Genomic DNA, 23836 nt, shown 5'->3' with positions numbered 1-23836 from the left:
AATAGTAGTTTAACTTCAACTATTTTTTACCATATATTTGACTATTAGTATTTATAAATTTTCATATGAGAAGTGATATCGAAATCCCGGACGTTAAGGATGTCTATGTTGCGGTAATACATGAAAAAAACCTTGAATATCACACATTGGATTGGAATGCCTACATCATTAATAATTCAGATGAAGATTTGGAGATGGTACTTATTGTATCAAAGGGGTATAATCAAAAAAAACAAACACCAGCAATGCGGCACAGACTTGAGCATCTTCCTAAAAGAAGCTTTGCCAAAATTGAATACTTGCAAGAAGCTGTATTAGAGTTAAACAATGAATTTAAAGTCACTTATTTCAAAAGCAACAAAATGTTTGATAAGACTTATGTGTTTAGGAAGAACACCATTAATTCAAAAGCATTTCAACAACTACCATTAATGAATTCTAAAGGGGTTTTGGCAAAATAAATTTAGTCCAATTTATCGGTTAATTTCTTAAATACGGTTTTTGGATCTTTATTTTCGTAAAGTATATCGTAAACGGCGTTAATAATTGGAAGTCTCGTTTTTTTCTTATTTTTTTCATTGAGCAACCTAGCACTTTTTGTAGCATAATAGCCTTCGGCCACCATATTCATTTCCATCATTGCAGATTTTACGGTATAACCCTTCCCAATCATATTGCCAAACATCCGGTTACGAGAAAAAACAGAATAGCCAGTTACAAGCAAATCTCCTAGGTAAGCCGAATTGTTAATGTTGCGTTTCATTTTATGCATCTTCTTTATAAAGCGCTTCATTTCCCTGATGGCATTGCTCATTAATACACTTTGAAAATTATCACCATATCCTAGTCCATGAGCAATACCAGCGGCAATAGCGTAAATGTTTTTAAGCATTACCGCATATTCTACGCCAATAATATCATCACTTATTTTTGTTTTTATATAGTGACTAGACAAATTATTGGCAATGGATTGTGCTCTGTTAGGGTCAGCGCAAGAAATGGTTAAATAGGACAGCCGCTCTAGGGCTACTTCTTCCGCATGGCAAGGTCCAGCAATTACGGCAATTTGTTCAAATGGAATGTTGAAAATATCATGAAAATGCTCACCAACCAATAATCCAGATTCTGGGATAATACCTTTTACTGCCGAGACAATAGTTTTTTTACTGATATCAGCAGATAGTTTTTCAAGCTCTGAATGCATAAAAGCTGATGGAATAGCAAATATCAATACATCTGCCCAGTCTGCCATTTCGTTGATATCATTACTTAATATTAATTGATTGGTATGAAATTCTACCGAACTTAGGTAACTGGGATTATGTTGTTCTTTTAATAGATGCTCCTTTGTATAAACACTGCGCATATACCAACCCACTTCATCCAAATTTTCACTAAGCATTTTTACTATAGCTGTAGCCCAAGAACCTGCTCCAAATACAGCATATTTTGTGGTGTTGCCCATTTAATTATAACAATTTTTAGCATTCAAAAATACACAAAATATCAAGAAGATTAGAGTTGCATACATAGAATCCTGGAGGCCACAAACCTATATAATTACTGGTGTTAACAAGAATGTAGAGCTAGAACAACAAATAAAAATTAATTTTTGGCACAGGTTTTGGATTTAGAGAATTGATAACCTTTAAAACCGTTGAATTATGAAGACATTGAAATTACTTTTAGGTTTTGCATTAAGTGCAACTTTATTTACTTCTTGTTATACAGATGAGGTAGTAATTGTAGACAATAATCCAGGAGTGTCTTTAGATCAACTATTGCGTTCTTATGAGTTATGGTATGTAGATATAAATCAGACACAAGGGTTTGGTGAAACACCTTTTCTCCAAATAGCATTTACGATTTCTTTTAGAAATGGAACGCTTTTCGCTAATAACAATCTTGTTGATTTTGGATCACAAGGGAACGGGTTTGGTGTTCCAATAGGAAACTATGTAGCTTATGATATGATTTTGGATGTAGATCATATAATTGATGGCATTGAAAGTTTTGATGTTTTTCAAATAAATAATAATACCATTGAGCTTTATAATCCATTCAATGACACCTCTTATTTTCTAAGAGGATTTCAAAGAAATAATTTTGATTATGATTTTATCTTCTATGATAACATTCATTATTTCCTCCAAGAATATGAGGCATGGGAGAAAGTATTTACGAGTGAATTTGGGACTTTAAATGAGTTTGACAACGAAAATTATCTTCAATTTTTGTCTGGTGGTAATGATTCTACCTTTAGGAGCTCGCAGGATATAACTATTTTGGATCCTGCAAACATTTACTGGGATTATACAGGGATATATGGCGTAGGTGACGTGTCGGGTAATATCTATCTAAAAACTTTAACGTTAGATTATGATTTCTTTGACAATGAATTCTTTGAGCTAAGCGTTATCAATGATAGAACAATTGAGTTACTTCATCCGAGTTCGGGAACGATTTATGAGTTTGAAGGACGTGGCTATATACCGTATTTTAGAAGTTCTGATACTTCAGGGAAAGTAATTGAAGAGTTTGATAAACCGAAGAAACGTAAACAAAAGACCATTAAGGTAGATAACCCGAGGGAAAATAAAAGAAGCTAAATTTTGGTTGGTTATTTAGTTTCAGAACGCTCAGATAAAGTGCTTGCTTTACTGAGCGTTTTTTTATTTAAGATTATTTATTAGTACTTCTAAATCCTCAAATGCATATGGTTTTGACATGATAATTTTATCTTTTGAGAGTAAAAAATACATTGGTGTAGCGGCTATCCCATAGGTTTTTACTGTTGGATTATCCCATTTGCCAAGGCCAATAGTATGTGTAAAACCCGGATACTTTTTTATTTCTTCCGTCCAATCCATAGGATTATCTTCTAACCCAAAAGCTACCACTCGAATATTTGACATATTTGAAACTAGCGCGTTTACTTTAGGCAATTCATTTAGGCAATGCCCACAACCACTACTCCAAAAGACCAATAAATAATACTCAGACCCCTCAAGATTATGAAGGGTTGTGGTACTCTCTGTAGAGCTTATTTCAAAGTCAGGTGCTAACGTACCAACAGAGGTATTTTTGTAGGATATTAAGGTTTCTGCTAATACTATTCTGCCTGTTTCATTTGCTAAATCCAGTAAATATGAATCTGCCAAGTAATTTGCTAATGTGTGGTTATCTTGGCTAACAAAGCGTTGCCATAATACTTCTAATAGTATGGTTTTAATCTCATCAGCTCCACTGCCAATGGCTTCTGCAACTTCATCGACGTGTTTCTTAAGAGTCTCGTCATTGGGATTTTGTACCATATTAAAAACATAGGCATTAATTCGGTCCACAAGAAATGAGGAACTTTGTAATAGATAATCATTAAAATTAATCTGGTTTAAGAAATGCTCCTTGAGATTTATAGAATAGGTACTTACATCTTCATATGCTTTAGGGATGTAGGGTCTATTTGCAATTATAAAGGAAGATACCATTTTATCGTCGGCTAATTTTTCGTAACCTTCTTGAGTGTCTTTCAATGTTTTAAAAATCCCTTTAAAACCTTCCTCGTCCCTCACACCTTTAGAGTAATAATTACTAATGGTTCTATTAACCATTTCCATACTTTTTAAGTATGAATTCCAAAGTTTGTTTTCATCTGAGGATTTAAATTCTACACCATTATCACGACTAAAATTAAAATTAACAGACTCCTTACCATCATAAATGAAATCGAAATTATTTTCTTCTGGCGGAATGGCATAAACGATCTTATAAATCCCTGGAGATACAGATTCATCTAACGCAATTTCAAAATATCCCAAACTGTCAAGTTTTCCTCTATTTACATAGTCTGCACCTTCAGGTGTGGCCTTGTATAGAAAGGCATAGGTAAAATCGCTAGAAGGCGAAAAGGTTCCAGAAACACTTTGCGAATGTCCCATTAACGGTAAAAGGAGCAAAACAAGAACTAATTTTTTCATATTGTGAAATTGTTAACTGCATAAAAGCTTCAATAATTACGCCAATTTTTGAGTTTATTAAGATTTTCTAGAACGTATGCTTTCGATAAAAACTGTTGTAAGTATAAATGAGCCTCCAACAAATGTATGTAATGTTGGTATTTCATTCAAGAAAAAATAGGCTATAATTATGCCAAAGACAGGTTGTGCACTACCTATAATGCTTGCTGTACTTGCTTTAAAATACTTAAGACTATTTACAAAAAGGGTGTGACCTACTGCAGTGGTTAATAAACCCAGCAACAACACAAATGGGTATTGGGTTTCTATATTTGATCCGTCAAATACAATTAAACCAGGTATTAGTATAATGCTCAATATGGCAACTTGATAGAACATTAGCATAGTTCCATTGTAGTTTGAAGCGTGGTTTTTAAGTATCAATATTCTTATGGCATAACACACAGCAGAAAGTATTCCCAGTAAGATACCTTGCAGATCTGAACTTTTTAGATTGAATTCTGGGGCTAAAATGTAGACACCAATAAGCACGATTACGCCTAAAACAATGTGTATGGGATCAAACTTAATTCTTGTAAAGATTGGTTCTAAAAGTGCAATGATTACTGGAAATGTGAATAACGATAGCATACCGAGGGCTACGTTTGAAAGTTTAAGAGCGTAAAAATATGTTATCCAGTGGGCACCCATGAAAACTGAGGCTAGAAAGAAGGTCCACCTATCTCTACCACTGTTTATTTTTAAATCTACTTTTTTTGCTAAACAAAAAACTAACAAGAATACGCTTGCAATTGCCGAGCGCCACCATATAACTACAGGTGTAGGAAGGTCAATAAATTTACCAAGGGCGCCAGAGGTACTGATAAAAATTGTAGCTATTGTCAACCACATTAAATGGTTATAATGACTTTTATTACTCATTTATTTTAGAAAGAGCTTCAAGTGCTTGTTTAACGGACTTAATTTTTTCAAATGTAATGAGCAGTCGCAAACCGTTTCTAGTTTGTTTTTCCTTCATTTTGCATTTTCCAACATTGAGCTGAACGAATTGTAACACATTTGTAAAGGCATCACTTTGGTAAAATTTACTATTCTGGTCTTGAATAAAATAGCCAATTAAACGTCCTTTTTTCATTATGAGTTTTTCTATACCCATTTTAATGGCGACCCATTTTAAACGCACACTATCAAATAAATCTAAAACTTGTATTGGCATTTCACCAAACCTGTCTACAATTTCGGCTTCAAACTTAATAAGCTCCTCTTCGGTTTTAATGTCATTAAGTTTTGTGTAAAGATTTAGACGTTCGGTTATATTATTTACATAGTCATCAGGAAAAAGAAGTTCAAAATCAGTATCTATAGTAATGTCCTTAACGTATTGTTTTGGCTTACCATCATCTTTATATAAATCTGAAAATTCAGTTTCTTTTAATTCTTCGATTGCCTCATTGAGGATTTTTTGATAGGTATCAAATCCAATATCATTGATAAATCCACTTTGTTCACCACCTAAGAGATCACCTGCACCCCTTATTTCCAAATCCTTCATCGCGATATTAAAACCACTCCCGAGTTCAGTAAACTGTTCTAGTGCGGTAATCCGTTTTCTGGCATCTGCTGTCATTGCGGAGTACTCTGGTGTTATAAAGTAACAAAAGGCTTTTTTATTACTTCTGCCAACTCGTCCGCGCATTTGGTGCAAATCACTCAATCCAAAATTGTTAGCATTATTAATAAATATGGTGTTGGCATTTGGTACATCGAGACCACTCTCAACAATAGTTGTACTTACTAGGACATCAAACTCACCATTCATGAATGCGAGCATGAGCTCTTCAAGTTTTTTTCCGTCGAGTTGTCCATGTCCAATACCTATTTTCGCATCTGGGACAAGTCGTTGAATCATGCCGGCTACCTCCTTAATATTTTCGATTCGATTATGAATAAAAAAGACTTGTCCACCACGTTGAATTTCATAACTTATAGCATCACGGATTGTCTCTTCGTTAAACCTAATGACATGGCTTTCTATGGGATATCGATTTGGTGGAGGTGTTGTAATTACCGATAAATCTCGTGCGGCCATTAGGCTAAACTGCAAGGTGCGCGGAATGGGAGTTGCCGTAAGTGTCAATACATCTACATTCTCTTTAATTGTCTTAAGTTTTTCTTTTACCGCCACACCAAATTTTTGTTCTTCATCTACAATGAGTAATCCTAGATCTTTAAATTTTACCGTTTTGTTGGCAAGCTGATGAGTACCTATAACAATATCAACACTGCCCTTTTCCAAACCTTCTAAGGTTTCACGTTTTTGCTTTGCAGTTCTGAATCTATTTATATATTCAACGGTAACAGGAAAATCTTGCAAACGCTCTTTAAAGGTTCTGAAATGTTGATAGGCAAGAATGGTTGTTGGTACTAAAACAGCCACTTGTTTGCCATTATCTACAGCTTTAAAAGCTGCTCTAATAGCGACTTCGGTTTTCCCGAACCCGACGTCACCACAAACCAAGCGGTCCATAGGACGTTCACTTTCCATATCATTTTTTATGTCTTGTGTTGAGCTTACTTGATCTGGCGTGTCTTCATAAATAAAAGAAGCTTCAAGTTCGTGCTGTAAATAGCTATCTGGAGCATACTGAAATCCCTTTTTCAGTTTTCGTTTAGCATAGAGTTTTATGAGGTTAAAGGCAATTTCCTTAACACGGGATTTGGTTTTTTGTTTTAGATTTTTCCAAGCCTTGCTACCAAGCTTGTATATTTTTGGTGGCTTGCCGTCTTTTCCGTTGAACTTGGTAATTTTATGTAGAGAATGTATGCTCAGATATAGAATATCACGTTCGCCATAAACAAGTTTTATTGCCTCTTGTTTTTTGCCTTCAACCATTATTTTTTGGAGCCCTCCAAATTTCCCAATACCGTGGTCAATGTGTGTTACGTAGTCACCAATTTCCAGATTGGTTAGTTCCTTTAATGTAATTGCTTGCTTTTTGGCATAGCCATTCTTTAGATGAAATTTGTGATAGCGGTCAAAGATTTGATGGTCGGTATAAACCGCAATCTTTTGTTGCTCGTCTATAAAGCCTTCATAAAGTGAAATAACAACAGTATTATAATGTACGTATTCTTCGGCATCATCAAAAATATCATGAAAGCGCTTTGCTTGTTGCTCGCTAACACACGCAATATAATTGGTAATACCATTGTTATGATTTTCATTTAAATCTTCAATTAGCAAGTTAAAATGCTTGTTAAATGCTGGTTGAGGTTTTGTCTGAAATTCTATTAAATCCCCATTGAAATATGAGGTATTGCCAAATTCTATGAGATTATAGTCAATAAATTGTTGTTTAAGCAATTTTGAATCACAAAATAATTCTGAAGGCGAGGCATGTTTTATCTCGGATGAAAGTGCTTTGAAAGCCTCTACCGCTTTTGCATAAAAATCATCAATTGTTGAGAAAATAAGGTCACTGTTTTTTGAAAATACAATGGTTTTTGAAGAGATGTATTTCAAAAAACTCTCACGTTTTTCTTCTATAAACTTATTGGCAACATTAGGAATAATACTAACCTTTTTTATACGCTCTGTGGATAATTGAGTTTCGACATCAAAAGTTCTAATGCTGTCAACTTCATCGCCAAAAAATTCGATACGGTAAGGCTCGTCGTGAGAAAAAGAAAAGACATCAACAATTCCTCCTCTTACAGAAAACTCTCCAGGTTCTGTTACAAAATCGACACGTTTAAAGTTATACTCAAACAATATCTCATTTACAAATTCTATACTCAATTCGTTTCCTACTGCTATTTTCAGCGTGTTCTTTTCGAGTTCCTTTTTGGTTATAACCTTTTCGAACAATGCATCGGGATAGGTTACAATTATTGCAGGTTTTTTACGCGAGTTTATTCTGTTTAAAACTTCAGCTCTAAGTAAAACATTGGCATTGTTGGTCTCTTCAATTTGGTATGGTCTGCGATAGCTTCCGGGATAAAACAAAACATCTTTATCATTAATGAGCTGTTCTAAATCATTAAGGTAATAAGCAGCTTCTTCTTTATCATCAAAAACCAACAAAAACGGTTTTTCCGAGGTTTTAAAAACTTCGGCTACAACAATTGATAATGAAGAGCCAACTAAACCCTTTAAGTATATGTAATTTTTGGACTGGGCAGTAGCTTTCTGCAGATTTTGCACTTGCAAAGTCTGTGAAAAGGGTTGTGAGATAAGGGTTTTGCCCACTAGTTATTCTCTTTTTTGTGAAGTGGCAAAGATAAGTATGTTTTGTCTAAAAAAGGTTTAAAACTTAATATCAGTAGCTCCCAAATATCTCTTATACAAATCTGGATATTGATTTCTGAAAATAGACTTAATGTAATCTAAAGGGACATCCTCAAAATCACCGTAATCTTCAAGATAGGTCATAAATTTTTTATTGTCTTTATTGTATTCTTGCAGTATTGAATCTTCAGTGCCATCAAAATCTAGAACTGCAACATTATATAAGTCGCAAAGTTCCTTATTAAAAGCCGGCGAACATTTTTTCCAATAACCCTTAAAATAAACATCCACTAATCCATGTGGTGCCAACACATTAGTGCCCAATTTCTTTTCTAAACGTTCTACCGCTATATGATTCGAAACTTTGGCTAGACGTAATCTCGCAGGAATATTTAATGCGCGTAGACCTGCTATGTAAAGAATGGCTTTATCAATACAATGCGCTTCTTCTTTATTTGCAATGATACTGGCTTTGTAATGTTCTTCAGTTAGGCCAATATCATAAGGATTGTATCGCCAGCTATCTCTAATTTTGAGATAAAGCCCTTTTATCTTTTCCTGTTCTGTCTTTAAGTGATGAATCTCCATAATTAAGTCCTGAATTATGGGACTGTTGTAATCGTAGTAATACGTCTCTTTTAGATATTTGGTATTCATAAATCAAATATATATAGAATTATTTTGCTTTTCTTGTATCAATTATGGCATATAATATAGAACTTAGAGCTCTTGAATTACCGCTTAAGCTGTTTCCAAAATGAGGTAGACGAATTTTTGGAAGGCATATAAAAATATGAACTAAAAGAAAAGAAACAGGTACAGTTTAAAATTGACCAGGAGGCGCTTTGTTATTTTATGCATTTCGCATAAATTCTTCGGCTTTTTCAACCATCTTTTTACTGCCACAAATAAAAGGTACGCGCTCGTGAAGTTCGGTAGGCTCAATATCCATTATTCTACTGAAACCATCACTTGCTTTTCCATTAGCCTGCTCGGCTAAAAAGGCCATTGGATTACATTCGTACAACAATCTAAGTTTGCCTTTGGCATTTTTGGAACTTTTGGGGTACATATAAATACCACCTTTTATCATGTTCCTGTGAAAATCCGAAACTAAAGAACCAATATATCTCGACGTGTAAGGTCTATCACCTTCCTCCATCTGGCAATATTTAATGTAATCCTTAATACCTTTTGGGAAGTGGATGTAGTTACCCTCATTTACAGAATAAATTTTTCCATCTTCTGGAAATTCCATATTTGGGTGTGACAAATAAAATGAACCAATAGCTGGGTTCAAGGTAAACCCATTAACACCATCACCTGTAGTATATACCAGCATGGTTGAGGTACCATAAATTACATAGCCTGCAGCAACTTGCTGGTTTCCTTTTTGCAGAAAATCTTTTAGCTGCACAGGAGTTCCAACTGGGGTTACGCGTCTGTAAACAGAGAAAATTGTACCCACGGATACGTTTACATCAATATTTGAAGAACCGTCAAGAGGATCAATTAATACAACATACTTATTTTGATGGTTTTCGTCTTGGCTATTAATGGCTATAAAATCATCCTCTTCTTCGCTCGCAATGCCACATACAATATTTCTCTTGGTCATGGTTTGGATAAACTTCTCATTGGCATACACATCTAACTTCTGTTGATCTTCACCTTGAATGTTAGTGTCGCCAGCATTACCAATAATATCGACAAGGCCTGCCTTGTTAACTTCGTGATTAACAACTTTGGCAGCTAGCCTTATTGAATTGATTAAACGAGACAATTCACCCGATGTGTATTTAAAAGAGGCTTGATTTTCAATGATAAACTCGCCAAGAGTTTGATTGGTGTGAGACATGAAGCAATATATTGATTAATATCAACAAATATCGTATTAATTTACAAACTATAACGATTGCGTAAATTAAAATAATTGTTAAGTAACGTCTGTTTTGAATTATATTTGATTTCTCTTATTAAATAGTATGTGCCAACCGAGACTTGCAACAAAACAGGATATGCCCAGAGTTTTAGAACTTATTAGGGAATTGGCAGTATTTGAAAAAGAAACCGACGCTGTTGAAGTAACTTTGGAAGAACTTGAGGAAGACGGTTTTGGGCCTAAACCTAAATTTACATGTTTTGTTGTTGAAGTAAATAATCAAGTAGAAGGCATTGCTTTAATATACCCGAGATATTCAACATGGAAAGGCGAAGTTTTACACTTGGAAGATCTAATTGTAAGTGAAGCCTTTAGAGGAAAAGGCTTGGGAACGTCACTACTAGATCAGGTTGTAAAATATGCGAAAAATCGTGGTGTAAAACGATTAGGTTGGGAGGTCTTGGATTGGAATGAACCTGCCATTAAATTTTATGAAAGTAAAGGCGCAAGGATTTTACGCGATTGGGATGTAGTACAATTAGATGAAATAGCAATAGATAATTATATAAAGAATTTGTAATGCGAGTTTATAAATTTGGTGGTGCTTCGGTAAAGGATGCAGACGGAGTTAAAAATTTAGTACAAGTTTTAAAAGATACAGGATATGATAATACGCTAGTCATTGTTTCAGCAATGGGCAAAACCACCAATGCTTTAGAAGTTGTAGTTAAAAATTATTTTGAAAATAAATCTGAGCTACAAAGTGCTATTCATGACGTTATAAAATACCACAATGAAATTCTATTGGATTTATTTGAAAACGATCAAAACCCGGTTTTTACTTCTATTAAAAACCTTTTTGATGGACTCAACTTATTTTTCAAACATAGCAAATCACCAGATTATAATTTCGTATATGACCAAACAATAGGGTTTGGAGAATTAATATCTACTACCATAATTAGTCATTATTTAAATTATAAAGGATTAAAGAATAATTGGTTGGATGTAAGAGATTTTATAAAAACAGACAACTATTATAGAAGAGCAAATGTCAATTGGGAACTTACTCAGGAAAGAATTTCTTCGAGTTTTGATAGTTCTAAATTAAATATTACTCAAGGTTTTCTGGGGAGTGATGCCAACAATTTCACAACAACTTTAGGCAGGGAAGGAAGCGATTACACTGCTGCTATTTTTGCGTATTGTCTTAATGCGAATAGTGTAACCATATGGAAAGATGTCCCTGGAGTTTTAAATGCCGATCCGCGTTATTTTGAAAACCCACAATTGCTTCATCAGATTTCATACACCGAAGCTATTGAGCTTGCTTTTTATGGTGCTTCGGTAATACATCCTAAAACCTTACAACCGTTACAACGCAAAGAGATACCTTTATATGTAAAGTCGTTTTTAAACCCAAAAGATAATGGTACATGCGTGAGCAAAGGCAAACCGCTTGATCCTGAAATACCCTGTTTTATCGTAAAGAAAAACCAAACCTTAATATCACTTTCGTCTCTAGATTTTTCCTATATCGTTGAAGAAAACATTAGCGCTATTTTTAATCTTTTGCATTTATATAAAATGAAAGTAGATGTTATTCAGAATTCAGCAATAAGTTTCTCGGTATGCATTGATAATATTTATAATAATCTTGAAAAATTATTGCAACACTTACGGGCGAAATTTAAGGTTACAAGTTATGATAACGTAAGTCTTTACACTATAAGGCATTACAATAACGAAGCAATACAGTCATTAGAAAAGGGGAAAACAGTTTTGCTAAAGCAATTAACACAACAAACAGTTCAAATTGTTACTAAATAAATAGTTATTACATTTGTTTTATGGGTGAATCAACCGAAATTGGATTAGTAACTGCTAAGGAAGTAGCCAAAGCAATCAATGCTAACAAATACGGTTTTATAGGAACCTTTTTTGGTTGGATTTTAATGAAAGTCCTCAAAATTTCTACACTAAATAAGATTTATAATAGGAATAAACATCTCAAAGATCTCGAGTTTTTAAATGGCATTTTGGATGAATTTCAGATAAAATTTGAAATTCCAGACGAAGACATTAACCGTCTGCCAAAAGAAGGACCCTACATAACAATTTCGAATCATCCCTTGGGAGGTATAGATGGTGTACTGTTATTAAAAATTATGTTAGAGCAACGCAGTGATTTTAAAATTATAGCAAACTTTTTATTGCATAGAATAGAACCATTAAAACCATTCATAATGCCGGTGAATCCTTTTGAGGACAGAAAGGATGTTAAAAGTAGTATTACAGGATTTAAGAATGCAATTCTTCATTTAAAGGAAGGAAGTCCCTTAGGGGTATTTCCGGCTGGAGAAGTTTCAACTTATAGAGATGGTAAGTTAGTGGTAGACAAGCCATGGGAAGAAGCAGCTATGAAACTTATACAAAAGGCTGAAGTACCAGTAGTGCCAATTTATTTTCATGCAAAAAACAGCAGACTGTTCTACAGGCTATCCAAGATTAGTGATACGCTGAGAACAGCTAAATTACCTTCAGAATTATTAACCCAAAAAAGACGGGTGATTAAAGTTAGGGTGGGTAAACCTATTTCCGTAAAAGATCAAAAGGAGCATCAGACCTTAGCTGAATTTTCAGAGTTTCTGAGACGAAAAACTTATATGTTGTCTAATACCTTTGAGAGTAAATCAAAGATTTTAGAAAATATAAAATCTACTGTAAAGGTTCCGAAATCTCCAAAACGAATAGTAACTCCAGTTGACTCCGAAATAATGGTTAACGAAGTAAACTTTCTTAGGCAAAATGACTGCAGACTACTCCAAAGCAAAAATTATGAGGTGTTTTTAGCTTCTGCTAAGGATATACCAAATATTTTACAAGAAATAGGAAGACTTCGTGAAATCACCTTTAGAGAAGTTGGCGAAGGTACAAATGAAGCTATAGATTTAGACAAGTTTGATACCTACTACCACCACATGTTTTTGTGGGATAACGAAAATAATATTATTGCTGGTGCTTACCGAATGGGTCTTGGTGCAAAGATATTTGAACGATTTGGTATTGATGGGTTTTATTTGCAAGATCTCTTCAGGTTTGAACCAGAACTTTATAGAATGATGAGTCAATCCATTGAAATGGGTCGTGCATTTATCATAAAAGAGTACCAGCAGAAACCCATGCCATTGTTTTTGTTATGGAAAGGTATAGTCCACACCACTTTACGATATCCAGAACATAAGTATCTTATTGGAGGTGTTAGCATTAGTAACCAATTTTCAAACTTTTCTAAAAGCTTGATGATTGAGTTCATGAAGTCGCATTACTACGATCCCTATGTTGCACAATACGTGCATCCAAAAAAGGAGTTTAAAGTAAAGCTCAAAGATGCAGATAAGGATTTCGTTTTTGATTCAACAGAAGCGGACCTAAATAAATTTGATAAAATTATTGATGAGGTAGAACCTGGTGCATTGAGATTGCCTGTATTACTAAAAAAATACATTAAGCAGAATGCAAAGCTGGTAGCTTTTAATGTAGATCCTCTCTTCAATAACGCGGTAGATGGCCTTATGTACATAAAAATTGCCGATCTTCCTGAAAGTACTGTAAGACCGGTTATGGAGGAATTTCAGGCTGAGCTAGAGCAAAAATTTATGGAAAATAATGACAAATAAAATCTTATTAGTCTTATTAGTTTGCCCTTCGTTTATATTGTCTCAGACTCTTACTGGAACCGTAATAGATAAATTTACGCGTGAGCCATTAGAAACCGCATCAGTCTACTTTGATCATACAACCATAGGTACAACAACAGACGAAAGAGGCGAATTTTCTATTGTTTATAATGATGCTGTTCAGTCTAATTTGGTAATTTCCTTTTTAGGATACGAGAAGATTATTATAAGCGATTACAGATCTAAAAGCAATATTATTGTTGAGTTAAATGTTGCTACCAATACACTTGATGAGGTCTACGTAAATTTTGATGATGAATTAACCAGAGCCCAAAAACTTAATTTGTTCAAAAAAGAGTTTTTAGGCACCTCTCGTTTTGCCAACTCTTGCAGAATATTGAACGAAGACAAGCTCATCTTATATTATGATAGTGACAATAAGACTTTGTATGCAAGTTCTCCTGTTCCAGTTAAAGTAAAAAACAGGGCACTTCAGTACGAGATAGATTTTGATATTATAGATTTTGAAGCTAGTTATAGCGTCGTCGATGTTGAAGAGCAATATTTTAAACTCAACGCTGTAACTTATCTTGGTACGTCTTTTTACAAGGATCTTACTAATGGTCTAAAAAGGCGAGTAAAGAAAAATCGGGAAAAGGTTTTTAAAGGATCTGTTCAGCATTTCATTAGAGCACTTTTTAATAAAGACCTTAAGAGTAACGGTTATCAGGTTTTTAGTAAGGGCAAAAGAGTCAATGAATGGGATTATATTACAATATCAGATACTAAACAAAAAGGAATAAAATCCGTTTCCTTGAAATCTAACATCACGATCCTTTATAGAAGAGCAAAACAATCTAGTTTTGAGCTAAAAACAGATAAAATCTATATTGATGTTTATGGTAACTATGCACCTATAATTGGAGTGTATTTAATAGGATGGTTGGGAGACCAGCGTATTGGTGATACTTTGCCGTCAGATTTTGGTTTAGACAAATAAAAAAACCCAGAAATACATTTCTGGGTTTTTAATTACTTTAAAGTCCTTTGAACCACTCTTGAAATTGATTGCCAAACAAAAAGGTTGTTTTCTTTTCGCCACTAAACGCCCCTACAAGACTCATTATCCATGCAACAAAAAGGACAATAAATATTAAAAAATTAAGTATTGGTATCCAGGAAGTGATAAAGGCAATTATTGATAGCCCTAACATTTGTCTTATATAAAAAGATCCTATTTCAGTTTTATTATTGGAGTTCATAACCAAAGCGATTACCCATCCTATAATAGTTAGGTGCGCTATAATTGCAATATTTTTACCATCACTTAAAACTTCCTTTGCATCATCAGCAAATTCTGTTGCTTTTTCCTTTGCTTCACCAGCCAATTCTTTTGCATCATCCGCAATTTCACTTGCCTTTTGGCTTATTTTATCCCCAGCTTTTTTTGCACTTTCTTTGGCATCGCCAATCATATCATCTAGGTCGTCTTTTAAATCTTTATTATCGTCTGCCATTTTTAAGTTGTTTTTATGGTTAATAGTATTTATAAAGTTAATAAAAAAAGTAACCTAATTTATTTGAAAGCAGCATCAATCGGTTCCCACAATTCAATTTTATTACCCTCATTATCAAGAACCCATGCAAACTTTCCATACTCATATGTCTCCATATCACCTACAATTGTTACACCTTCATCTTTTAAAATTTTAAGAAGGCCTTTTAGATCTTCAACCCGATAATTAAACATGAAGTCTTTTTTTGAAGGATTGAAGTATTCGGTATCATCCTTAAAAGCACTCCATTGTGTAGTACAATCATTTCCCTCTTTGTTTTTCCACCAAAATGTACAGCCGTAGTCGTCTGTATTAAAGCCTAAGTGTTTTTTGTACCATTCTCTTGAGGCCTTTGGATCTTTACTTTTAAAGAAAAGACCACCAATTCCAGTAACTCGTTTTTTCATCTTGCTATTTTTTTAAAGATTTTTCATAAATGGCTATCCATTCTTTAACAGACATCTTTCCCAATAATTCTTTAATAAGAGGGTATGGGATGTCATCGACCTTTTTAAAACGCATGCAACTTTTACCCATATCAAGCTTATATTTTGCATGCTTCGGATACTCGGCAACGAACCAATCGTAAAGGTCTTTTTTTGCATATAGGCCAGAGTGGTAAAGTGCAATAAAATTCTTTTGCGATGCCAGATTAATGAATGGCAATGGAGGAAAAGGTTTACAGTGATAACCTGAAGGATATCTTGATTTGGGTACATAGTAAGCCAACATGCCATAACCTATACCTGCCTCCAAACCAACTGGCATATTATCTTTTATCAGATTGTGCAGTTTTCTAATGGGCACCTTTCGTTCTTCTGGAAGTTGATTAATATAATCTTCGGGCGTGTCTATTTTGTTATGCATAATATTATTGATTTAGTTGTTATTTACGTTGTAAAATTAGTCCTGAAATTATTGAAATGATTAATCCGATAAGAAGCACTGTAAAGAACATGAGGGTCGCCATAAAACCAGAGCTACCGTAATCTTCCATTTGTTTTATTAATTCGTTTTTTTTGGCGGTTAGTTCTTCACCAGAATACATGGTTTTATAAGATTCTAATGTCGTCTTAAGATAGTCTTGCGCAAAATCTGGATTAATAACCGTTGTGTATAAATAATCCATTATTCCTACACCTAAACCAACGAAGGCAGAAATTAGTAGACCTATTAAAAGTGCCTTGCTAAACGAAACTTTTCCTTCATTTACGATATCTCGATAGTGTTTTATTCCAAAGTACACAAAGGATAAAGCGGCAATCATTGAACCATAGCCAATGATTTCCTGAGCTGAGGTGCTAAGACCCTTTCCTAAGGTCAATGCTAATCCAAATATAACGGCTCCTAATATTAAACCGTAGCTACCAAATTTTAATACTGTATTTTTCATGTGTTATGATTTTTTATTCACAGCAAAAGTAAATTCAGTAGTAGTTTTGAGGGTCATACTAAAGTACCATAGCCTTGGTACTTTAGTCTAAAATTGGATATATTATATAATATTTAAGTTTTTGGCGATTTGTATTGCTTGTGTTCTACGTTTGGCATTCAACTTTAGCAATAAATTAGAAACATGGGTTTTAATGGTGCTTTCAGATAAAAATAATCGCTCACCAATTTCCTTATTTGATAGGCCCTCAGAAATATATTTCAATACCTCGTATTCTCTCGATGTGATCTCCAAATCTTTTATTTTATTATGATCAATATCGACAGCTGCTGAGGTTTGTGTGTTCAAGCTTTTTTTATTGATGTAAATACCCACGAAAAAGAAAACGACAGCAATGACAGATATTACAATTTCGATGTTAATATCACCTGAAATAATGGTGTACTTGCCAAATTGAAAAAGCAAGAGCAATGCCAAAATAAGTAATCCAAAAACAAGGATAGTTTTCTTCATGACTTAAAATTAGCAAAATTTCGCTTTGATTTTATCTACAATAGTTTGTGCGAGTTTAATGTGGCTTTCAGCGGTCCATCCCGCAACATGTGGTGTAAGAATTACATTGTCTGCATTTATAAGGTACTGAAAGGCATCGGGTAAATTTGATTTTTTTCCTTTTCGCATCCACCTGAATTTAGATTCTTCAGATTTGAACAAATTTTCAAAAGAGGATTTTTCGTATTCTAATACATCCAATCCTGCACCTAGTATTTTCCCAGACTCTAATCCACTAACTAAATCTTCAGTCACCACACTTTTGCCACGTGCCGTATTTATTAACCAAAATGGCTTTTTGAAATTATTGATGAATGTGGTATTTACCATGTTTATTGTCAAAGCCGTTTGTGGTGTATGTAAACTCAAGACATCAATTCTTTCTTGAAGTTCTTCTAACGTTACTTGTTTGCAGTTTTCATCGCCTACATTGTCTTTAATGTCATAACAGAGCACCTCAACATCAAAGCCCTTTAGTTTTTTGGAGAAGGCTTTTCCCATATTTCCGTAACCTATGATTCCAACCGTTTTTCCATCTAACTCTACACCACGATTTTCTTCGCGCAACCACTTACCTTGTCTTACCTCTCGATTGGCTCTGTTAAAATTGTTGAACAAAGATAGAATCATGCCTAATGTATGTTCTCCAACAGCATTTCGATTGCCTTCTGGAGCGGAAATAAGATAAACACCTTTTTTATCGGCATAATCGCAATCAATATTTTCTAATCCAGCGCCAACACGACCAATAAATTTAAGATTGGTTGCTCTGTCTAAAAATTCTTTGTCAATTGTAAAACGACTTCTCAAGATAACTCCGTCATAGGAAGAAATTTTAGCCTCTACTTCAGCTTTAGAAGAACTATAATCTTCATGATTTGTAAATCCTAGTTGATTCAGTTGATTTATGAGTAAGTCGTGGTTTTTATCAAGGTGTAATATGGTCATTTTCACTTCCTGTAAAGGCAGAACTTTTTAATTATTTTTTAATTCATTGTTGATAGTCTTTAAAAGAAAATCTAATGATTCTTTCCACTCTTTATACCAGAATGTTTGATCCTCTCTATTAGAGATAGATGTATTTAAGATACTAATATACTCTTGAGAATCCTTTAATCTATCATAATCAAAAGGTTTCATTTTTGTTCTCATAGCTACCTTATCAAACAACTTGGTTAAAATTGGTGATGCTGTATTATAAAAATAATTTTCTTGTCTTTCTGCTAAGGTCTCCATCCAACCATTGTCATATATACTAATAAGACTTCTTATAGTATCATTTGTAATTAAATTGACACCATATGACTTAAGACTCTCATATGCGGGATTGTTAAATTTAGCACTAACCCATGATATAGATTTAGAAAAATGGAAATCTAAAGAGTCGTGATAAGGTAAATTATTTTCTAAGGCGTTAAGAATAATATTTGCGGATGCAACAGCAGCTTGGTTGTTTCTAAGACTCAAATCTATTTGAAAGAAATTGCCATCAATGGCATCTGCGATATCTCTCAATATCTCATGTTCAAACTTCTTTGTTTTTTTCCCTTCATTCCAATTATTAATTTGTAGCGCAATAAGAATACCCACAACCACGAGGACAATTTCACCAATAGCATATTTAAAGTACTTACCTCCCTTGTTTTCACTCATAAGTTCGTAGCGTATTTTTCTAAAAAATTTAATCATAATTAAATCTTGGGGTATTCAGTTTGTGTTTTTTCATGCTGAACATTCCCAGTATGTGCAGTTGAAATTTTTTCGAACAACAACACATGCACTTCCTCATCGTCTTTGGTTTTAGGATTGTGCTCAACACCTTTTGGTACGACAATTAGTTCACCTTCTTTAACGATTTCTGTTCGGTCTCTAAATTGCATGTAAAGTGTTCCTTTAACAACTTGGAATAATTCGTCCTCTTGCTCGTGGCTGTGCCATACAAATTCACCTTTGAGTTTGGCCAAAATTACTTGCATGTCATCAACTAGGGCAATTTGATGTGGATGCCAGTTTTTACTAAACTTTGAAAATTTCTCTTTAATGCTAATGGCTTTCATAACTCAAAGATACGAAGACCTTAGGATTAGATACCAAGGATTAATTTGGCAATCCAGAAATAGAGTAGTATGCCCAGAATATCATTACTAGTTGTAATGAATGGACCAGTCGCAATTGCGGGATCAATTCCTCGTTTATCTAAAAATAATGGCACAAATGTCCCAATTAGACCAGCAATTATTATTACTGCTATTAGTGATACTGAAATTGCAATAGCTTTGTCAAATTCACCGATGTAAATCCAGACAAAAAGGAAGAGAACAATAGCTAGTATTACGCCGTTTAATGTTGCTAATAACATCTCTTTTAATAACCTACTATTTATACTACCTTTTATATCGTCATTGGCTAGACCTTGAACAATTATTGCACTAGATTGTACACCAACGTTCCCTGCCATCGCTGCGATTAATGGCGTAAAGAAGAATAGTACTGCATATTGACTAAAGGCCTCCTGAAAGCCTTCCATAATTACAAAGGCTCCGACACCTCCAATAAGTCCTAAGAACAGCCAAGGTAATCGAGCACGAGTAAGTTCTATTATACTGTCATCAGAATCAACATCTTGGGTAATACCTGCAGCTAATTGATAATCTTTATCCGCTTCTTCTTTAAGGACGTCTACAATATCGTCGATGGTTATTCTGCCTAACAATGTTTGTAAATCATCTACAACAGGTATGGCTTCAAGGTCGTATTTTGCCATTACTTTAGCAACATCTTCTACATCATCATTCACATGAACAAAATCTACATTATCCTTGGCAATTTCTGCTATTTTTTGTTCACTTTTGGCAACGATTAAGTCTTTAAGAGACAAACGCCCGATTAATTTTTCTTGCTTGTTAACTACGTAAATTGAGTGCACTCTGGTTACTTCTCTTGCCTGGCCTCTTATACGTCTTAAGCAACCAGCAACCGTCCAAGTTTCATAAACCTTAACCAATTCCTTGGCCATTAAACTACCAGCTGTATTGTCTTCGTATTTTAAAAGTTCGGTTATTTCCTCTCTATGCTCTTCATCTTCAATTTTAGAAATGACCTCAGCTCGCCTTTCTTCTGGAAGTTCTGCGATTAGATCTGCTGCATCATCGGTATCTAACTCTTCAACCTCTTCAGCGATTTCTTTTGCAGAAAGGTTTTTTAGAACTTTCTCCCTTGTATCTTCATCCAACTCCGTCAGGATATCCGATGTCGTTTCAGAATCGAGTAGTTTTATAAGGTAAATGGAATCATCTAGATCTAACTCATCCAGAATCTCGGCAATATCAGCATAGTGAAACTCATTAAGTAATTTAATAAGCTCCTTGTCGTTTTGGTTTTCAACAAGAACTTCAACCTGCTCAATAAGCTCATCAGTTAGCTGAAATTGTATGTTATCTTGGATTTCTTCCATTCAATTTAAACCTGTTCGTAACAAAACTAAAAATGACAATTTACGTTTAATTAATTGTCATTTTGAATTAGTGCTGTAAGATTAATAAAATCTGTAACACTTAATTGTTCTGGACGCTTCCCAAAGATAGCATTTGCTTTTAAATTATCTGAAAGATTAAAAATTTTTAAACTATTACGGAGTGTTTTTCTGCGTTGTTGAAATCCTGTCTTTACAACTTTATAAAACAATTGTTCATCACAAGGGAGTAGATAATTTTCTTTACGTTTTAAAATGAGTACACCAGAATCTACTTTTGGTGGTGGATTAAAAACGGAAGATGGTACTGTAAACAAATATTCAGCCTCGTAGAAGGCTTGTGTTAGTACAGATAGTATACCATAAATTTTTGAGCCTTCTTTAGAACAAATGCGTTGAGCTACTTCCTTTTGGAACATACCAGAAAATTCTGGTACCTGACTACGAATTTCTAAAGTTTTAAATACTATTTGTGATGAAATATTATAAGGAAAGTTACCCGTTATTGCAAAGCTTCTACCATTAAAAATTTTGTTGAGGTCATACTTTAAAAAATCCTCTTCATAAATTCTATTTTCTAATTGTGGATAGTGATTTTTTAAATAGGAAACAGATTCTGAATCGATTTCTATTACGTGAATGGATGTTTTTTTTTCTAGTAAATATTTGGTTAGCACACCCATACCTGGACCAATTTCGAGGATGTCTTTGTATGAATTTAAACTAAGTGTATTAGCAATTTTCTGGGCTATGTTTTCATCTTTTAGAAAATGTTGGCCTAGATGTTTTTTTGCACGAACTTGCTTATTGCTTGGCACTATTTTAATTTGAATTAGTAAAATTTACGGTATACTCGTCTACAATTTCCAACTCTGTTCTAAAGGCGAGCATTTTGTCTGCAAATCGTTTTAAGCCATCTTGTCTTAATCGGTCTGCATCTTCATTGTAGTATTTATTCAGTGCTTCTCTATTATGAGCCTTGTATTGAATGGAATAGGTCTGGCCTCCCATTTCTTCTTCTACTAAGACCTTTGTGAGTTTGGCTTCTGTAAACTTTCCAGTGGCCAAAACCTGTGGAATATGTTCCTTTATCCAATTGAGCCATTCATCATGAACAGAGTCATCTATATTTACGGTTACATTGTATATTAACATTGTTTAGATTTTGAATTGAGATTATGGATTGGATATAAAAAGAAAGTTCGAGCAGATCTAAATTAAAGCTTTAGCCACCCATGAATATTTCATAATTTTTATCACCTCTCAGTATTCTGAATTTTTTTCGTGCTTCAATAAAATAGATGCTATCCTCATGTTCAAAAACAATAGTTTCGTATAATTGTTTCGCATCTTCTGGTCTTGACAGTCGTGTATTATATAGTTCAGCCAGATGATAAAGGGCATCATCCATTAAAATATCTTCTTTATAGTCTTTAATGATTAATAAATAATTTGACTCTGCTTTATCATACTGTTTAATTTCTGTGTATAGTTGCGCTTGTTTGAAAAGCGCTTGGTCAATAATGCTTTCACCCTTGTGTTCTTCCAGAATTTTATCGAGCACATCAATTGCTTTGGTTGTCTTTTTCTGAAAAGTAAAAAGATCAGCCTTCGCATATAATTTTAATGCCGTACGCGAACTGTCTTGGTACTTATTATCAGATATAAGTAATTTAAGGTCTAATGCATCGTTTGCAATGAGTTGTGAGGTTGACGATTTAAGTATTTTAAGTTGTGATTCTGCCCAATCAAAATCGCCCTTGTAATAACTTGTTTTTGCAACTTTAAATCTTGCTTCTTGTGAGATTGTACTATTCTTCATATTGGCCTGTATCTGAGAATAGAAGATAAGAGCTTCATTGAATTTTTCCTGTAATACCAATATGTCGGCCAACAATAATTTAACAGTCGCCTCTTGAAACTGACTAATATTTAGTTTCATACTTTGTCTAAGAAAGGCAGTTGCTTGTATTGTGTCATTTTTATAAAAGGCTAGGAATTCACCATAGGCAAGTTGCAACGGTAGAGTAAGTTCAGAAAGTCCATATTCCTCAAATAATTCATTGTATTTTTTGTCTATACGAATAAGTGCTTTATCATCTGCGTTTTTAGAATCAATCTCTAAAATGTACTGGTGTGCAGTGAGTGCCGTACTGGCATCTTGTGTTGCATTTAGAATATAGTTAAAAATATCTCTAGCAGTTTCGGCGTCATTGTCATCCAATGCTGTTATTGCCAATTCTACAATGCGATCTAAACTTACAGGATTTCTTTTGTATAGCGCTTTTTCCTGCACAAAAGATTTAGCGTACGCTTTTTCCTGCACGTAAAGCCAACTTAACATTTCATACCAATAAGGATTTGGGTTTTGCTGAATTTTTTTAAGTAGTTGGCGTCTTAGGTACACATTGTTTTCATTGCTCTTATCTTCTGAGATAAAATCACTTACTGCACGTTTAATATTGTTGAGATAGTTGGGTTTATATTCAACGTAATCAATATAATTTTCAAACATTTTTTCAATATTACCTTGATCACCATAAATCCTAGCGAGCTGAATGCTATAGTTTTTGTCTGGTGTTAGTGTCTTACCTTTATCGTAAATCCTAATTGCCTCTTCTAGTAAAGAATGATCCTCGAATTTTCGAGCTATACTATAAATATAGCTGGGTTTATCATCGATATACGCAATAGCTTCCTCATATAAGTCCTTGGCTTTTTCTAAACTGTCTTGAAGTTGGTAATTGTAACCTAGTTCTACCACCAGAGTAGGGTTTCGTCGTTTTTCCAATCGCTGAATAAGTATATCCTGGGCCTCAGCGAACTGCTCAAGTTGTTGATGTGTCTCAACGAGTTTAAACAAGAAGTTATAGCTGTAGGGCTTCTCCTTTAGTAAGTTCTGATAAATAACCAGTGCTTTTTTGAATTCGCCTTTTTTATAGTAACTATCTGCCAATACTTCGTTATTTTGGGCAGAGCCAAAAAACGGTGCAAAGAGGACTAAAAAAAGGAAAAGTGAATTTTTCATAGCACTAT

General features: G+C 34.1%; 24 protein-coding genes. 6 read left to right on the top strand and 18 right to left on the bottom strand.

The annotated features are described in order from the left end of the window. Window positions 1-65: 65 nt before the first annotated feature. Window positions 66-461 carry a hypothetical protein gene (locus tag LBU54_RS00755; protein WP_224524098.1) on the top strand — a complete coding sequence of 132 codons (396 nt, stop codon included), beginning with the start codon at window positions 66-68 and terminating at the stop codon, window positions 459-461. Between the two features lie 2 nt (window positions 462-463). Here the strand turns inward: LBU54_RS00755 and LBU54_RS00750 are convergent, their stop codons facing one another. Then, on the bottom strand, window positions 464-1465 hold the full coding sequence (locus tag LBU54_RS00750) for an NAD(P)H-dependent glycerol-3-phosphate dehydrogenase (RefSeq protein ID WP_224524097.1): 1002 nt from the start codon (window positions 1463-1465) through the stop codon (window positions 464-466). 199 nt (window positions 1466-1664) lie between these two features. On the opposite strand from LBU54_RS00750, the gene LBU54_RS00745 reads away from it, so the two are divergent. Continuing rightward, on the top strand, window positions 1665-2609 hold the full coding sequence (locus LBU54_RS00745) for a nicotinic acid mononucleotide adenyltransferase (protein ID WP_224524095.1): 945 nt from the start codon (window positions 1665-1667) through the stop codon (window positions 2607-2609). Window positions 2610-2672: 63 nt separating this feature from the next. Here the strand turns inward: LBU54_RS00745 and LBU54_RS00740 are convergent, their stop codons facing one another. The 5 genes from LBU54_RS00740 to fbp form a co-directional block, all read right to left on the bottom strand. Next, on the bottom strand, window positions 2673-3977 hold the full coding sequence (locus LBU54_RS00740) for a TlpA family protein disulfide reductase (RefSeq protein ID WP_224524093.1): 1305 nt from the start codon (window positions 3975-3977) through the stop codon (window positions 2673-2675). Window positions 3978-4034: 57 nt separating this feature from the next. Further along, window positions 4035-4898, bottom strand: coding sequence for a DMT family transporter (locus LBU54_RS00735; protein ID WP_224524084.1), 864 nt, complete (start codon window positions 4896-4898; stop codon window positions 4035-4037). After that, window positions 4891-8226 (bottom strand): transcription-repair coupling factor, encoded by a 3336-nt coding sequence (gene mfd, locus LBU54_RS00730; RefSeq protein ID WP_224524081.1) that lies wholly within the window; start codon window positions 8224-8226, stop codon window positions 4891-4893. The genes LBU54_RS00735 and mfd overlap by 8 nt, the downstream gene beginning before the upstream one ends. 57 nt (window positions 8227-8283) lie before the next feature. After that, window positions 8284-8922 (bottom strand): transglutaminase-like domain-containing protein, encoded by a 639-nt coding sequence (locus tag LBU54_RS00725; RefSeq protein ID WP_224524078.1) that lies wholly within the window; start codon window positions 8920-8922, stop codon window positions 8284-8286. Between the two features lie 196 nt (window positions 8923-9118). Beyond that, window positions 9119-10123 carry a class 1 fructose-bisphosphatase gene (gene fbp / locus LBU54_RS00720; RefSeq protein ID WP_224524075.1) on the bottom strand — a complete coding sequence of 335 codons (1005 nt, stop codon included), beginning with the start codon at window positions 10121-10123 and terminating at the stop codon, window positions 9119-9121. Between the two features lie 127 nt (window positions 10124-10250). Between fbp and LBU54_RS00715 the strand changes: the two genes are divergently transcribed. Genes LBU54_RS00715 through LBU54_RS00700 form a run of 4 tightly spaced genes read left to right on the top strand, consistent with a single transcriptional unit; the run spans window position 10251 to window position 14827 of the window. Next, a complete protein-coding gene (locus tag LBU54_RS00715) occupies window positions 10251-10727 on the top strand; it encodes a GNAT family N-acetyltransferase (RefSeq protein WP_224524073.1) in 477 nt (158 codons plus the stop codon). Then, complete coding sequence (locus LBU54_RS00710; RefSeq protein ID WP_224524071.1) at window positions 10727-11977, top strand: aspartate kinase; 1251 nt, start codon at window positions 10727-10729, stop codon at window positions 11975-11977. Before LBU54_RS00715 ends, LBU54_RS00710 begins: the two co-directional genes overlap by 1 nt. Before the next feature lie 20 nt (window positions 11978-11997). After that, on the top strand, window positions 11998-13827 hold the full coding sequence (locus LBU54_RS00705) for a GNAT family N-acyltransferase (protein ID WP_224524068.1): 1830 nt from the start codon (window positions 11998-12000) through the stop codon (window positions 13825-13827). Continuing rightward, entirely contained in the window at window positions 13817-14827 is a 1011-nt protein-coding gene (locus LBU54_RS00700) for a carboxypeptidase-like regulatory domain-containing protein (RefSeq protein ID WP_224524065.1), read from the top strand. The genes LBU54_RS00705 and LBU54_RS00700 overlap by 11 nt, the downstream gene beginning before the upstream one ends. 37 nt (window positions 14828-14864) lie before the next feature. Here LBU54_RS00700 and LBU54_RS00695 read toward each other — a convergent pair whose 3' ends face one another. The 12 genes from LBU54_RS00695 to LBU54_RS00640 all read right to left on the bottom strand — a co-directional run bounded on the left by LBU54_RS00695 (window position 14865) and on the right by LBU54_RS00640 (window position 23828). Further along, complete coding sequence (locus LBU54_RS00695) at window positions 14865-15344, bottom strand: YtxH domain-containing protein (protein WP_224524061.1); 480 nt, start codon at window positions 15342-15344, stop codon at window positions 14865-14867. A gap of 59 nt (window positions 15345-15403) precedes the next feature. Beyond that, complete coding sequence (locus LBU54_RS00690) at window positions 15404-15790, bottom strand: VOC family protein (RefSeq protein ID WP_224524047.1); 387 nt, start codon at window positions 15788-15790, stop codon at window positions 15404-15406. Window positions 15791-15794: 4 nt separating this feature from the next. Continuing rightward, entirely contained in the window at window positions 15795-16250 is a 456-nt protein-coding gene (locus tag LBU54_RS00685; RefSeq protein WP_224524044.1) for a DUF1801 domain-containing protein, read from the bottom strand. A gap of 19 nt (window positions 16251-16269) precedes the next feature. Next, window positions 16270-16776: a DUF4199 domain-containing protein gene (locus LBU54_RS00680; protein WP_224524032.1), complete on the bottom strand. Its 507-nt coding sequence runs from the start codon at window positions 16774-16776 to the stop codon at window positions 16270-16272. A gap of 102 nt (window positions 16777-16878) precedes the next feature. Then, on the bottom strand, window positions 16879-17289 hold the full coding sequence (locus LBU54_RS00675; RefSeq protein ID WP_224524030.1) for a response regulator transcription factor: 411 nt from the start codon (window positions 17287-17289) through the stop codon (window positions 16879-16881). A 9-nt stretch (window positions 17290-17298) separates the two neighbouring features. Beyond that, complete coding sequence (locus LBU54_RS00670; RefSeq protein ID WP_224524026.1) at window positions 17299-18276, bottom strand: 2-hydroxyacid dehydrogenase; 978 nt, start codon at window positions 18274-18276, stop codon at window positions 17299-17301. A 27-nt stretch (window positions 18277-18303) separates the two neighbouring features. Then, entirely contained in the window at window positions 18304-19017 is a 714-nt protein-coding gene (locus tag LBU54_RS00665) for a DUF6090 family protein (protein ID WP_224524022.1), read from the bottom strand. A 2-nt stretch (window positions 19018-19019) separates the two neighbouring features. Further along, a complete protein-coding gene (locus tag LBU54_RS00660; protein WP_224524020.1) occupies window positions 19020-19385 on the bottom strand; it encodes a cupin domain-containing protein in 366 nt (121 codons plus the stop codon). Window positions 19386-19411: 26 nt separating this feature from the next. After that, window positions 19412-20782: a magnesium transporter gene (gene mgtE, locus LBU54_RS00655; protein ID WP_224524017.1), complete on the bottom strand. Its 1371-nt coding sequence runs from the start codon at window positions 20780-20782 to the stop codon at window positions 19412-19414. 50 nt (window positions 20783-20832) lie between these two features. Beyond that, window positions 20833-21618, bottom strand: coding sequence for a 16S rRNA (adenine(1518)-N(6)/adenine(1519)-N(6))-dimethyltransferase RsmA (gene rsmA, locus LBU54_RS00650; protein ID WP_224524015.1), 786 nt, complete (start codon window positions 21616-21618; stop codon window positions 20833-20835). Between the two features lie 4 nt (window positions 21619-21622). After that, complete coding sequence (locus LBU54_RS00645) at window positions 21623-21955, bottom strand: DUF4286 family protein (protein WP_224524002.1); 333 nt, start codon at window positions 21953-21955, stop codon at window positions 21623-21625. 70 nt (window positions 21956-22025) lie between these two features. Continuing rightward, a complete protein-coding gene (locus tag LBU54_RS00640) occupies window positions 22026-23828 on the bottom strand; it encodes a tetratricopeptide repeat protein (RefSeq protein WP_224524000.1) in 1803 nt (600 codons plus the stop codon). Window positions 23829-23836: the final 8 nt, after the last annotated feature.

The organism is Winogradskyella alexanderae, assembly GCF_020166335.1.
In the GTDB taxonomy this organism is placed as follows: domain Bacteria; phylum Bacteroidota; class Bacteroidia; order Flavobacteriales; family Flavobacteriaceae; genus Winogradskyella; species Winogradskyella alexanderae.
This window is presented reverse-complemented; position numbering and strand designations above follow the sequence as displayed.